We start from the raw sequence: 13,154 nt of genomic DNA, 5'->3' as shown, positions 1-13,154 counted from the left end.
GCGAGTAGATGATGCAACTCTTCGCGGTCAGCCAGTTGACGCTTTATCTCAAAGAGGTGCTGGAGACAGACCCGCTCTTGCAGGACGTTTGGGTGCAGGGCGAGATTTCTAATTACTCGCAGTCTTCTGCCGGGCATCAATATTTTTCGCTCAAGGATGAGGGCGCGCAACTGCGCTGCGTGATGTTTCGTCGCGCGGGCGCTCCACACAACTCGCGCGCCCATCTCTTTGCGCCGCTGCTCGCGCCAGCCCCGGTGACACTGCGCAATGGTATGGCGGTGCTGGCGCGCGGACGGCTGACCCTTTATGAGAGCCGGGGCGACTATCAACTGGTCGTGGGGGAAATCGAAGAGGCTGGCGTCGGGCTGCTCCATCTGCGCTTTGAGCAGATGAAACAGCGCCTGGAGGCTGAGGGGTTGTTTGCTGAAGAGCGCAAGCGCCCGCTGCCGCGCGTACCAGGTGTGATTGGGATAGTCACTTCGCCCCAGGCTGCCGCGCTGCGCGATATGCTGCGGGTGCTGCGCACGCGCTGCCCGCTGGTGCGCGTGATTCTGGCGCCCACGCTGGTGCAGGGCGAAGCTGCCGCCAGGCAAATCGCGGCGGCCATTGACCTGCTCAACACGCATGGCGCGGCGGATGTGATTATCGTGGCGCGCGGCGGCGGGTCAGTGGAAGAACTCTGGGCCTTTAACGAAGAAGAGGTTGCCCGCGCGATTTACCGCTCGCGCCTGCCGGTGATTACCGGCGTAGGCCACGAAACCGATTTTACCATCGCCGATTTTGTAGCCGATTATCGCGCTTCCACGCCCACCGCCGCTGCCGCCGCGGCGGTACCTGACGCGGCTGAGTGGCGGCGTTCGGTGGCCGATGCCCAGGAACGCCTGACCGAGTTGATGGAAAGTAAGCTGGAACTGCTGCGCGGCGCGCTCACCGGGTATCAGCGCGATCTCGTGCGCGCCAGTCCCATGAGCCGCCTGACCCGCGCTCGCCAGCAGGTGGATGAGGCCACGCGCACGATGAGCGAACGCCTGGATCATGTACTGGGGATGCGCCGCGAGCGTCTGCGCGGCGCGGCGCTGCATCTGAACTCGCTCAGCCCGCTGCTGACGATTGCGCGCGGCTACGCGGTGGTGCGCCGCGAGGCCAACGGCCAGACAGTGAAGAGCGTGCATCAGGTGGAAGCAGGGGAGGAACTGGATATTCAGGTGCGCGATGGGCATATTCGCAGCGTGGTCTGGCATCTAGTCGCGGAGGACGAGCAGGATGACCAAACAGAAGCAGAATGAGTTTGTCGGGCTGACCTTCGAGGAGGCGTTTGAGCGTCTGGAGCAGGCGGTGGAGGCTATGGATGGTGGCGATCTCTCGCTGGATGAGGCGATGGCCCATTTCGAGGAGGGTATGAAGCTGGCGCAGTACTGCGAGCGCCTGCTGGATGACGCCGAACTGCGCGTGCAGCAGCTCCTCACCGATAGCGCGGGAAGTCTGACGTTGGCGTCGTTTGAGAGTGAGCATTAGTGGCCGTCACGCGGTCACGCCTTACAACGCTGGGAAGGTGCTATGGCGCTCCTGCAAAACCAACTCCTGATTGCCGCTGTGCTGGCGTTGCTGCTTGCCCAGGTTGCCAAAGGGCTGATCGCCTTGATTCGTGACCGCCGCTTTGATTTTCAATATATCGCGGGGGCTGGCGGCATGCCCAGTTCGCATTCGGCTTTTGTGACGGCGCTGGCAACTGCCGCCGGGAAGCAGTTGGGCCTGGATTCGCCGGTCTTCGCGGTGTGCGTAGTCTTTGCCGCGATTGTCATGTATGACGCCGCCGGAGTGCGGCGCGCGGTGAGCGTGCAGGCGCGCATCCTCAATCAGATGATGGAAGATTACTTCGATAAGAAGGGGATTCAGCAGGCGCGCCTGCGCGAACTGATCGGCCACACGCCCTTTCAAGTGCTGATCGGCGCTGTCCTGGGCTTCCTGGTGGGCTTTCTGGTGACGGTATGAGACCCCAGGAAGTGATGAAGGCGAGGGGCCGGATATTGAAAATTGGTGATTTTTATGTTACCATCTTCTCATGGGATGGACGGTAGAGTATTACGAGCAAGCGGATGGGCTACAGCCCGCCGAACTCTTTGAGGATACGCTGAAGCGTAGCAACCCGAAACTTGCTGCCAAGATAAGACGCATTGCTTTGGAGTTGGAAAAGTATGGGCCTCACCTTGGTGGAGGTCTCATCGAAGCGTGCAGAGGATATAGTGGATTATGGGAGATTCGCGCCATTCATAGCCAGTCGTTGGGACGCGAGTTGTTTGGTTTTGATAGCGCAAGAGCCGTCTTGCTGCACAGGTACGTGAAACGTGGTGGAGAGGCTGCCTCAAAATCTGATCTGAAGCTGGCATTTGCTTATTGGCAGGATTATCAGCGAACACGCAGGGTTAGCCCTGAAGAGCCTGAACTGGAGCACCAGCTATGAGCCGTTTTCATCAGCGTCTGCAAGAAGACATGAAAGATTCAGAGTTCGCTGCTGGCTTTCGTGAGATGGATGCAGCGTTGAACTTGCTGCACGCCATTGAGGAGGCGCGCAGGTCGCTGCATATAACGCAGAAAGAGCTAGCCACAAGAATGGGAAGACGGCGCGAAGCTGTAACCCGTATTCTGACCGGAGATGAAGCCAACCCTACTCTTGAGACGATTACAGAATTGCTCTCCGCCCTGGGCCTAAAAGCGGAAATCACTCTGCGTCCAGCGGAACCAGATGATACACCCATCACAGCAACGTTTGTTTCCTCAACCTGAGCTTCAGCTCGCTATCGTTCAGGAACGAGAAACCCTTGGGGGCAGGGTTCTCAGAAGCAGACTATACTTCTCTCCTCTATGCCGCCACGTATTGGCGAATATCTACCTGCACTCCTGCTCGGTAGCTTCTTCCTCACATCAGGGCTTCACCAGGCTCAGGATCAAAAAGAAGGGGAAGTGATAGCCGATGGGAATCAGCGTGGCGCTGGTCCGTGTAAACGTGCCTTCGGGAGAGGGAACGTCTACCAGGCGTTGCAATTGAAATCCTGCCGCGAAGCAGGCACTCAGATATTCCTCAAAGGTTCGCTGATAATAATAGACGTGGACGCCTGCCTCTGCCATGCCTCGGTAGGGAAACGCTTTCCCAGAGTCAAAGTAGTTGGTGACTTGCCCGCGCAGCACCATCGAGTAGGGATTATTCAGGAAGAACACCGCGCGGCCTCCCCGTTTGACGACGGACCCCAGGGTCGAGAGAAAGCCCCGGTAGTCGGCAACGTCATTGAGGACGAACCAACTCACGCTCAGGTCAAAGTGCTGATGATAGGCAGGCAGCGGTTGGCTGAGATCGGCCACCTGATAGGTGATCCTGCCTTCCGAGTCTTTCGCGCGGGCGATCTCGACGAGGCGTGGGGAAATATCTATTCCTGCCACAGTAGCTCCCCGCCTGGCAAGGATGCGGGCAAGATACCCTTCACCACACCCCGCATCCAACACCGTTAAGCCGGAGACATCACCGACGACTTCGAGAAACAACGAGAGAAACGGGTCGTCCTTGATTTCCTTCCCTTCCCGATCACTGGTGTATGCAGCATACTGAGCGGCAAAATCATTGTAAGCATCAATTTTGGGTTGCATCAGGTGTTTCCTTTCTTCTGACGCAAGAGTTCTTTACCAGGGATTTACGCGAGGCTGTTACAGCTATCTCCCCCTCAAGCGTTATGGTTGTTGTACCGGGCTGTGTCTCGCCATGTTTGCAGATCACACATTTCATGACTTTCTCCCCTGGTTCTTGTTTCGGGTCAGACTGGCTAGAAGCGAGCAATGATTTTGTCATACTCGGCATGTGTGCCGATCCAGAACCACAGAAGATGGTCAGGTTTGCGATAAGCGAGGGCGTGGTAGTGGATTCCGATCCGCACAGAGGAGAGAGGGTGCTTGCTGTTCAAGGGCTTAAAGTGTAAGCTAGAAGGATTGGCTCGGAAGAGTCGGTGGGCTTCGCGTGCCTGCTGCTGCGCCTCTTGCGGCAAGGCATCGAGCAATTCCCGAAATCGTCGGGTCGTTTTCGATTTCACAACAACTCGTCCAGGTCGCGTGTCAAACCTGCTGCATCCTCTGCAAGCGCCTCAGCCACCATTTCATCAAGCGCCTTCTCTGAACGTGGATCGTTAAATAATTCGTTCCAGCGCCGTTCTGCCTGTAATAGCTCAAGGATGAGTTGAGCGATCACTTTTTGCTCATCTTCCGTCATAAGTCTACCACTCTCATCGGTTAGCTTGCCATAAGTATATCATGATTGGGGTGTGTTTTGTTTTCTTTCCGAAAGGTTATCCCGATTTGCGCTCAGCCCTTTACTGGCCCGATGGCATTGGAGCCAGCGCCTGCTTTGCCAGGATGGGGCGGCCAAGAATGCTGGAAGCGACGGCGCTGAAGGCGAGCGGATCGCCGCTGCAATAGACGTGCAGGCGCGCTTCGTCGCTGAGGGGCGCGCTGCTCTCGCGCAGCATTTGCCCCTCTTCGAGGACGTGCCGCGCCTGCCGGGCGACAGCCACGCCGCTGTCAATGACGGTGACGCCAGGGCCAGCGACCTGTTCGATAGCAGAGCGCAGTAGGGGGAAATGGGTGCAGCCCAATACCAGGGTATCCACGCCCTGGGCGAGCAATGGGTCAATATAGCCATGCAGCGTGGCTTCGACTTCGGGGCCGTCGAACTGGCCCGCCTCGCAGTGTTCCACCAGACGGGTGCAGCCAATGGTGATCGTTTCGACGCCGTTACGCAGTTCTTCCACCAGCGCCAGAAAGAGCGGGTTGCGCGAAACGGCGTCGGTTGTCATCACGCCCACCTTGCCAGTCTTCGTGACCTGCGAGGCCGGTTTCACGGCTGGCACCACCGCCACAAAGGGGACAGTGTAACGCTGGCGCAGGCTCTCCCTGGCGACGACGGAGGCATAGTTGCAGGCCAGCACGATCAGTTTGGCGTTCTGGCTCAGGAAGAACTCCGAGGCAGCGGCGGCAAAGGAGCGAATCTCATCGGCGCTGCGTTTGCCAAAGGGGCAATGGGCTGTGTCGCCGAAGAAGACGAAGCGCTCATCCGGCAGCGCGCGCATGAGTTCTACCAGAACGGTCAGCCCGCCGGTCCCCGAATCGAAGACGCCGATAGCGCCCTGCTTACTCATCGCTGTGTCGGTCATCGCTCCAACCCTCTTCCTGCCATCGGTATACGTCTCATTCGCCCACGCGCTAACGGCTGCGGCCAGGGCCACCGGATTGTTCCCAGGGCCGCAGGCGCAGCGAGCGGCGCGGGGCGGGCGGCTCCTCTATCGGCTCGGCAGGCGCCCACTGGTCTGCGTCGTCCTGCGCTCCGTCCTCCTCATAGAATGGTTCTTCCGCCTCATCGTAGTTCGCGCCATTCTGGCTGCTCGCGCCGTTCGCCCAGCGACGACCAAATTGCCGCGAGGGCGGCTGATACATCGGCTGTTCTTCTTCTTGTTCCTGCTCGCCCGCTTCGTCAAAATCGGCGGCCTCCTCTTCAGCAGGCTCACCTTCTCCTGGTTCGTAGCCCTCGGCCCCCTCTTCCATCGGCTCAAAATCGCTCTCCGGTTCTTCTGCGTTCCGAGCAGCCGCCCTGCGGTACTTGAATCGGGCGGCCCGGCCTGAGAGAACCAGCCAGGCGGATATTCCTGCGAAGATGACCAGCCCGCTGGCAACGCCCAGGATGATGCCAATGGAGATGGAAAGCGCGGCAACGCTGCCCAGCAGGATACCGACATTCCCCAGCAGTGCGGTCAGCGTTTCGTAGCCGACAGAGAGCCGGGAAAAATATTTGCGCTCGCCCGTTTCGACCAGCGCGGTCTGCGCGGCAAGCAGAGCCATCCCGTTGGTGAGGCCCATCGCGGCAGCCCAGAGGATGGCGATGCTGAGGGAACGGCTGGAGATGAAGCCAGCAGTGGTCAAGCCCATGCCCAGCACCGTGTAGATGAAGGTGGTAATGGGCGATACATGGGCGTCAAGCTGCCTGAACCAGACGCTGCCCAGCAAGACACCGGCTGCATTGGCGCCCACCAGCAGGCCAAGATAGGCGCCGGGGTAGCCAAGGTACGCGCTGACAAAGAAGACTTCCAGCACATTGAAGGTGCCGCCAACAAAAGCAATCAGGGCTACAATGCTGGCAATGGTCCCAAAGGGGCGCTGTCGAAGCGCCAGCCGGATGCCCTTCACGCTGTCAGCGATGCCGCTGCGCAGCACGCTGCGGGTCCACGATTCCTCTTCGTCCTCCTCGGCGGCTTCTGCGTCAGGTTCCTCTTCTGCATCTTGATCGGCAGCGCGGCGTCTGCGCCGGGCTTGAACGGCGCGCACCTTGGCCGTGAATTGCTGATCCATCGCCTGCGCGCCACCGGCAGAGAGCAGCAGCAGGAAGCCTGCCACGATCAAGCCGGGGATAGGCGTCGGCCCCAGCATCAGAAAGAGCATAGCGGCCAGGATGGGGCCAGCGATGGTCATGATGGCGACGCTGCCCTGGATGCGCGAGATGCCGCGCGGGTGTTCGCTGGGACGAACCACAGCAGTGATGGCCGAACGCTGCGCGGCCAGCGAGAAACGGCTCATCAGGCCGATGCAGAAACAGAGCAGATAAATGACCGCCAGGGCGCGCCTGGGTGTGAAGACCGGCAGGACCGTCGCGCAGAGAAAGAAGGTCAGCAGGCCGCGCACCACATCCGTGACAAACATCGTGCGGCGGCGGCTCCAGCGTTCGGTAGCGGCTTCGGCGAATGGCCCGAAGAGCGCGTAAGGCGCGCCCAGCGCCACCAGCGCCAGCCCCACCTGGAGCGGCGAATTAGTCAGGTCACTGAGCCAGATAATCAGCGTGACGACAAAGAGCGCATCACAGAGCGCGGTCACGCTCTGCTTTAACCAGAGCAAGGCAAAATCAGAGCTAATCAGTATGCGCTCTATTCGCCCTCTGGGGCGTCGTCGCCGGGTTCTCCGTCGTCGGGGTCTCTCCATTAGATGCTTTCTCCTGCTTGCCGTTCTGCTGCGGCGCAACACACTGAGTTTTCATTATAGGCCAGCCGCTCAGAGAAGGTCAATAAAACGGGACAAGAGTACGGGGTGAGATTATCAAAGGCCGCTGGTATTGACACTATACAGCATAAGGGCTGTATAATACGAGTATGCGGAAAGCAGACGACCATCCCAAATGCCTTGTCTCAACGGTAGGCGACGCTCCTCCTCGCATCATCAAACAGTCTATTGAGGCGCAAAAGGGTGTATAGGAAAGCATTCAAGTACCGGCTCTACCCGACGCCCCAGCAGGAGCACCACCTGCTCTTTGTGCTGCGCCGCTGCCGTCACTTGTACAACAGCGCCCTGGAACAGCGCAAGGCGTTCTACCAGATGCGCCGCGCGAGTTTGGGGTACACGCAACAGGCAGCAGAACTCACCGAACTCAAAGCAGCCTACCCCGCCTATCAAGACATCTATAGCCAGGTCTTGCAGGATGTCTTGCGCCGGCTCGACAAAGCCTTTGCCGCCTTCTTCCGGCGTATCAGAAACGGGGAGACGCCGGGCTATCCGCGATTCCAGGGAGCGGGCCGCTATGACAGCTTCACCTATCCCCAAGCGGGCTTTGCCCTGGCTGGCAATGTCCTGACGCTCTCCAAAATCGGCGACCTGAAAGTTCGCCTGCACCGTCCGTTGGAAGGCCAGGTGAAAACCTGCACGATTAAGCGAGACGTGACTCACTGGTATGTCACCTTCTCCTGCGAGGTGGAAGAGGAGCCATTGCCGCCCTGCGAGGATGCCGTAGGCATTGATCTGGGCGTACTGCATTTTGCCACGTTGTCCACTGGCGAGTCGATTGAAAACCCGCGTCACTACCGCAAGGGTCTCAAGCGCATCAAGCGCTTGCAACAGGCGAAGGACCACAAGCAGCGCGGTTCCCATCGGCGCAAGCGGGCGGCGCTCGCGCTCGCAAAAGCGCATCGCACGGTCCGGCGCCAGCGCCAGGACTTTCACCACAAAGCCGCTCGTTTTCTGGTGAATCGGTTCGGGCTGCTGGTCATGGAAGACTTGCCGATCACGAATATGAGCGCGGCGCCCGACCCCAAGCCGGACCCCGACAACGAGGAGCAGTACTTGCCCAATGGAGCCAGCGCCAAGGCTGGCCTGAATCAATCTATTCTGGATGCTGGCTGGGGACAGTTCCAACAGTATTGTGTCGCCAAGGCTGCAAGCGCCGGACGACGGGTGCTGTTCGTGAATCCCTCTCTGACGAGCCAGCTTTGCAGCGGCTGTGGTCGGGTCGTGCAAAAAGCGTTAGACGAGCGTTGGCATTCCTGTGAATGCGGCTGCTCGTTGGACCGCGACCACAACGCAGCGTTAAACATTTTGTTCCGAGGCCAGGAAGTGGCCCACGACTCTACGGGGTCGTAGAAGCCCCTCGCGCAAGCTTTGGGGTACTTCACAATGGGCCAGCGAGGAGGAACGCATGGCAACCATTCGAGAGGCGCTGAACAGCGCGCGGGCGCGCCTGCGAGCAGCAGAGATCAGCAGCCCTGATCTGGACGCGGCGGTGCTGCTCGCGTCTGTGCTGGAGGTTGATCGGGCGGCGCTCTACGCCCACCCTGAGCGGGCGCTGCCGCCAGAAGCGCAGGCGACGTATGAGGCCATGATTGCGCGACGGCTTCAGGGGGAGCCGGTAGCCTACATCAGCGGCCACAAAGAGTTTATGGGCCTGGATTTTCTGACCGACCGCCGCGCCCTGATCCCGCGCCCGGAGACAGAACTGCTGGTAGAGATGGCGCTGGCCGAGATACGCCGCAGAGGGGAAGCAGCGCAGACCGATCAGCGCCCGCCGCCAGAGGCGCTGATCGGTCTGCGCGTGGCGGATATTGGTACGGGCAGTGGAGCGATTGCCATTGCGCTGGCGGTTCACGAGCCGCGCCTGCCCTTGATCTATGCGACGGACATTTCGGCGGAGGCGCTGGCGCTGGCCGAGGAGAATGCGCGGCGGCTGGGCGCGGCGTCGCGGCTGCGGCTGCTCCAGGGTGATTTGCTGGAGCCGTTGCCGGAGCCGGTGGACCTGCTGCTGGCGAATCTGCCCTATATTGCCGATAACGAGCAAGAGATTCTGGCTCCTGACGTGCGCGACTACGAGCCGCATCTGGCCCTCTTTGGCGCGGATGATGGCCTGGGGCCTATCCGCAGCCTCCTGGCGAGCGCGCCGCCGCTGCTGAAGCCGGGAGCGGTGCTGTTGCTGGAATACGGCTATAATCAGCGCGCCCGCCTGACCGACCTGATCCCATCGGCGCTGCCGGGCGCTCAGATACGCTTCATCAGCGATTACGCGGGCTGGGACCGATTGGTGGAGATTCGCGTTATGCCAGCGCCTCAGCAATAATAGCCCGGTAGATGTCCAGCGGATCGCCTTCGGGATAGTCGCTGGGCTTGATGCCGATCACATGCTCTTCAGCATCCCAAAGCAGTTCGGGCGTGGCGGGATAGGGCCGCTGCTCGCCAGAGGGCAGGACCAGCGTAGGGCTGCCCGCAACCTTCAGCGCGTTCCAGCCCCGGTCACTTTCTTCCATCACCAGATGCTTATAGCGCCCGCTGTCGAAGTCGCTGACGAACGCGGCGAGGTCCAGCCCGGCCTCGCGGGCAATATCAATCAAGATATGGCGCAGGGAGACACAGCGGCTTTCGGCGAAAAAGGCCCGGCGCACCGCCCAGTTAAAGGCCAGCGCGGCCTCATCCCCCTGCGCCTCGGCGCATTTGAGCGCCTCAAACGCGGGCAGCAGCGTCACAGGATACTCCCATTCCGCCCGCCGCCAGGGCCGCGCCGGTATATCCGGCTCGATTTGCAGCAAATAGGGAACTTCTTGATCGAGCGTATGCTTGGGCGTCCCCCGGCTATCAACCACTTCCAGCGGCAGACAACGCCAGGCCAGGCGCACGCTCCCACTCCATTCTGGCTGCAACTGGCCCAATCGAAACGCTGCCAGGTAGCCCCAGGGACAGTGAAGATCAGAAAAAACCTCTATGGTTGGTAGCTCAGAAGGCGTCTCCATGTCACTCCTCGCTCTATGCGTGTCAGACCTGCCCGGCCAGGCGCTTGTAGACGAACTTCAGATTTCTTCTGAAGAAGCTGCGATTGCCCCAGGCGCTATAGCGCGTGAGTGATGCGTGCTGCTTGAACTCGTCCCACGATTGGCCGCTGCGGATGGCTTCTCTGGTCATATCCAGCAGGGCAGCAATATGATCGCGCAGCGCGGCGCAGTCCGCCAGCGTCCCAATCAGGCCGTGACCAGGCACAGCGTTTGCGATGTCCAATGCTTCCACGCGCCGCAGGATGTCTAGCCATTCCTCCGGGTTCCCGCCTGGCAGCCAGGGTTGCAGATTCACAAAGAGCAGATCGCCCAGAAACGCCAGCCGATCTTCTGGCAGCCAGAGCAGCGCGTCGCTCTGGCTGTGTCCACCGCCAAACGTCAATAATTCGGCGCTGCGGCGCGTGCCACGCAAGACCAGCCGATCCTCAAAGGTCTGTGTGGGCAGGCGGATTTCAAGTGTGGGCAGGGCCGCCGCGTATTCGCGGTCTGCCGCCAGTTTGGCGCTGAGGCTGCTGCGCCTTGATTCATCCGGCTCCTGGGCGATCCTGGCCTCCAGCGCCTCCAGAGCCGCGCCCAGGCGCTGCCGATCTTCGTCAATCTCCTGCCTCCCATAGGTTGTCATCAATTCGCGCGTTCTGGCGGTAGCCAGAATCGGCGTATCGGGCGCAAAGATCATATTGCCGTTGGTGTGATCGCTGTGCCAGTGGCTGTTAATGACATAGGTAACGGAGCGCCCGACCAGGCGTTCTGCCGCCGCCTGCAAATCTACCGCTGCCTGGGGTGTCAGGAAGGTATCGAAGATGAGCAGATGATCGCCCAGGTCAATAATGCCCGCGTTGCAGACGGCCCCGCCATCAACGGTAGCGAGCGCAGCGTAGACACCCTCGGCCACCTGCTCCAGACGGAAATGCTTCGAGCTGACCAGGGTGGTAGCGGCAATGGACATGAGGCAGGTTCCCTTCTCTTTCCAGAAATGTCTGTCGCGCTGGGCGCTCCCAGGCACTATAGTATAGCAGCCAGCGGGGCGCATCCGCCAATCAGAGCAGCCACCAGCTTTTACGTCGGCGCGGCGCGTCGGCGTCAAGGGGCGCGGGCGGGAAGAGCGCGCGCTCCAGCAAGACATAGAGGCGCTGGCGCGTCTGCCAGCCCTCCAGAGCGCGTGTAAAGAGCGGCAGCGCGTAGATGGTAAAGCAGGCGACAAGCGCCACTGTGAAAAAGGGCTTAGCGCGCCAGTAGATGATCCAGATAAAGATATAGATCACGTAGCTCAGCGCGGCTCCAAGCGCGAAGAGCGCGCCGCGCGTGCGCGCCCGCTGGCGCGGGTCCAGCGCGGCCAGCGGCAAGAGCGCGAGCAGATACCAGGGCTGAAACCAGAAAGTCGCCAGCACAAAATACCAGAAGTAGCTGTCGAGGCTGGCGGCGATCAGCCGCTGGGACAGCGTGAAACTGGCGTCTGGCCCCAGGCGTTCGCGTATTCCAGGGAAGGCCAGGCGCGCCAGCAGCCAGAGATAGACCAGCGCAAAGACGCCCAGCCCGATGAGCTGGATCGCCGTTCCGGCCACATCCTGCCCGTTGATGGGCGGATAGATCGGCGCCAGCAGCGTGTGCAGCAGCGCCGGGGGCGAGGAGGTAAACGGGCCCGACTGGAGCGAGACACCCCAGGGCAGCCCCGTATCCCAGAAGGGCGCGATCACCGGGATAGCAAGGGCTGCGGCCAGTATCGCGCCGATTGTCAGCGGCACGAGGCCCCAGCGGCGCAGGCGACCACCGCGCAGCAGGTAGATCACCGCCAGCGGGATAAGCAGCACACTGGTCCACTTGACCAGCACACCTGCCACCAGCAGCGGCAGCGCCAGCGTTTGCCAGTACCAGCGTGTAGACAGCAGGGCAGCCAGCCCGGCCAGCATAAAGAAGATCATGAGTGTGTCGTTGTGGCCGTTGGCGCCTGTCTCGAACAACAGCAGCGGATTCCAGGCAAAGAAGACGAACGCCTGCCAGCGCCGCTCCGGGCAGAGTCGCTTTGCCAGCAGCCAGACGAGCACAATGCAGCCTAAACAGGCCGCGACGCTCAAGAGTTTCTGGGCGATGACGGCGGTAAAGAAATGGTCGCCCGCTGGCCGACTGACCAGCGCGCTGAGCAGCGCCCACAGCGGGCCATAGGATGCAGGCATATTCGGCCAGCCATTGAACGGCAGAAAAGGGTCGCGGGGAAAGGCTGACGGCGCTGTGGTCAAGGGGTTGCTGTGGTAGATCGTCAGGACACGAATCTGCGAGGTGTAGTCAAAGACATCAATGGCGGTGACGGGGTACATCAAGAGCAGCGCCAGCAGGGCCACTATCGGAAAACCAAAGAGCGCGCCGCCCAGCAGCCAGGGCGTGCGCCACCAGCCGGTTTTGGCCTGCCGCTCGATGCGCCCGGTTATCCAGCAGACCAGCCCCCACGCGCCAAAGAGCAGACTGATGGAGAGCAAGAAAATCTCCCCCGCAGCGGCGCTGTATTGGCCTGAAGGCGAACTGGTCAGTTTCCCCAGGTCCAGCGGTGGCGGCGTCAGATGCGCGGCCAGCGGGAAACGCAGCGTCCCATAGAGATAGAGGCCCAGGGAGAGCAGCGCGCAGGCGATAAGCAGCACGGTGGCACGCCCAACAGACTCGCCATGCTTGATGCGACTCGGCCACCAGCGCCCACGCGATACGCTGGCAGGCAGGGCGGGCGTGGAGTTTTCGGCTGCGTCTGGAGCGACAGGCGCCGGGGCGCCGCCGCTGCCTGCACTGGCCGCTGATCCTCTCGTTCGCCAGAAGGACGGCAAGATATGGCCGGTCAGCCCGGAGTGTGGCTTGCCCGCGCCGCTCGCCGGGGGCGTTGTTGTCGCTGTGTTGCCTGTGGGAGTCGTCCCGCTGCTGCTGGTCGTCGTGCTGTTATCTGGCATGCTGCTCGCTTTCGTTGATGAACACGTCGCACAGGCTGCACTGTATCTTTCTTGCAGAGTATCGCAGCGGCGCGCCCCTTGTCAAGCGAGCCGACCACGGGGGTTCCACCAAAAATGAGGT

At 61.0% G+C, this 13,154-nt stretch carries 14 protein-coding genes; 6 read left to right on the top strand and 8 right to left on the bottom strand.

Translation table 11 applies throughout. The features are described from left to right. The first annotated feature begins 8 nt into the window (after positions 1–8). The 4 genes from xseA to VH599_15415 all read left to right on the top strand — a co-directional run bounded on the left by xseA (position 9) and on the right by VH599_15415 (position 2,784). The gene (xseA, locus tag VH599_15430) at positions 9–1,286 is read left to right on the top strand and encodes an exodeoxyribonuclease VII large subunit (protein ID HEY7349707.1); all 1,278 of its coding nucleotides are present in this window, start codon (positions 9–11) and stop codon (positions 1,284–1,286) included. Beyond that, positions 1,264–1,515, top strand: a complete 252-nt coding sequence (gene xseB / locus VH599_15425) for an exodeoxyribonuclease VII small subunit (protein HEY7349706.1) — start codon at positions 1,264–1,266, stop codon at positions 1,513–1,515. Before xseA ends, xseB begins: the two co-directional genes overlap by 23 nt. A 42-nt stretch (positions 1,516–1,557) precedes the next feature. Further along, complete coding sequence (locus tag VH599_15420) at positions 1,558–1,992, top strand: divergent PAP2 family protein (GenBank protein HEY7349705.1); 435 nt, start codon at positions 1,558–1,560, stop codon at positions 1,990–1,992. A gap of 465 nt (positions 1,993–2,457) precedes the next feature. Beyond that, positions 2,458–2,784: a helix-turn-helix transcriptional regulator gene (locus tag VH599_15415; protein ID HEY7349704.1), complete on the top strand. Its 327-nt coding sequence runs from the start codon at positions 2,458–2,460 to the stop codon at positions 2,782–2,784. Between the two features lie 138 nt (positions 2,785–2,922). Here the strand turns inward: VH599_15415 and VH599_15410 are convergent, their stop codons facing one another. The 5 genes from VH599_15410 to VH599_15390 all read right to left on the bottom strand — a co-directional run bounded on the left by VH599_15410 (position 2,923) and on the right by VH599_15390 (position 7,005). Further along, positions 2,923–3,639, bottom strand: coding sequence for a class I SAM-dependent methyltransferase (locus VH599_15410; protein HEY7349703.1), 717 nt, complete (start codon positions 3,637–3,639; stop codon positions 2,923–2,925). Positions 3,640–3,812: 173 nt separating this feature from the next. Further along, the gene (locus tag VH599_15405; protein ID HEY7349702.1) at positions 3,813–4,076 is read right to left on the bottom strand and encodes a hypothetical protein; all 264 of its coding nucleotides are present in this window, start codon (positions 4,074–4,076) and stop codon (positions 3,813–3,815) included. After that, entirely contained in the window at positions 4,073–4,252 is a 180-nt protein-coding gene (locus VH599_15400; GenBank protein ID HEY7349701.1) for a hypothetical protein, read from the bottom strand. Before VH599_15400 ends, VH599_15405 begins: the two co-directional genes overlap by 4 nt. A 100-nt stretch (positions 4,253–4,352) precedes the next feature. Beyond that, entirely contained in the window at positions 4,353–5,192 is an 840-nt protein-coding gene (gene murI, locus VH599_15395) for a glutamate racemase (protein HEY7349700.1), read from the bottom strand. Positions 5,193–5,241: 49 nt separating this feature from the next. Beyond that, positions 5,242–7,005: an MFS transporter gene (locus tag VH599_15390; GenBank protein ID HEY7349699.1), complete on the bottom strand. Its 1,764-nt coding sequence runs from the start codon at positions 7,003–7,005 to the stop codon at positions 5,242–5,244. Positions 7,006–7,266: 261 nt separating this feature from the next. On the opposite strand from VH599_15390, the gene VH599_15385 reads away from it, so the two are divergent. Then, complete coding sequence (locus VH599_15385; protein ID HEY7349698.1) at positions 7,267–8,433, top strand: transposase; 1,167 nt, start codon at positions 7,267–7,269, stop codon at positions 8,431–8,433. A 55-nt stretch (positions 8,434–8,488) separates the two neighbouring features. After that, complete coding sequence (gene prmC / locus VH599_15380) at positions 8,489–9,400, top strand: peptide chain release factor N(5)-glutamine methyltransferase (protein HEY7349697.1); 912 nt, start codon at positions 8,489–8,491, stop codon at positions 9,398–9,400. Here prmC and VH599_15375 read toward each other — a convergent pair. From VH599_15375 to VH599_15365, 3 genes are all read right to left on the bottom strand, one after another. Next, on the bottom strand, positions 9,378–10,067 hold the full coding sequence (locus VH599_15375; protein ID HEY7349696.1) for a DsbA family protein: 690 nt from the start codon (positions 10,065–10,067) through the stop codon (positions 9,378–9,380). The two genes, prmC and VH599_15375, sit on opposite strands and share 23 nt — an antisense overlap. Positions 10,068–10,089: 22 nt before the next feature. Next, positions 10,090–11,052 (bottom strand): MBL fold metallo-hydrolase, encoded by a 963-nt coding sequence (locus VH599_15370; GenBank protein HEY7349695.1) that lies wholly within the window; start codon positions 11,050–11,052, stop codon positions 10,090–10,092. 91 nt (positions 11,053–11,143) lie between these two features. Next, positions 11,144–13,033, bottom strand: a complete 1,890-nt coding sequence (locus tag VH599_15365; GenBank protein HEY7349694.1) for a hypothetical protein — start codon at positions 13,031–13,033, stop codon at positions 11,144–11,146. Between the last annotated feature and the right edge of the window lie 121 nt (positions 13,034–13,154).

The organism is Ktedonobacterales bacterium (assembly GCA_036557285.1).
In the GTDB taxonomy this organism is placed as follows: Bacteria; Chloroflexota; Ktedonobacteria; order Ktedonobacterales; family DATBGS01; genus DATBHW01.
The sequence above is the reverse complement of the archived record's forward strand: the minus strand, read 5'-3'. Positions and strand labels throughout refer to the sequence as shown.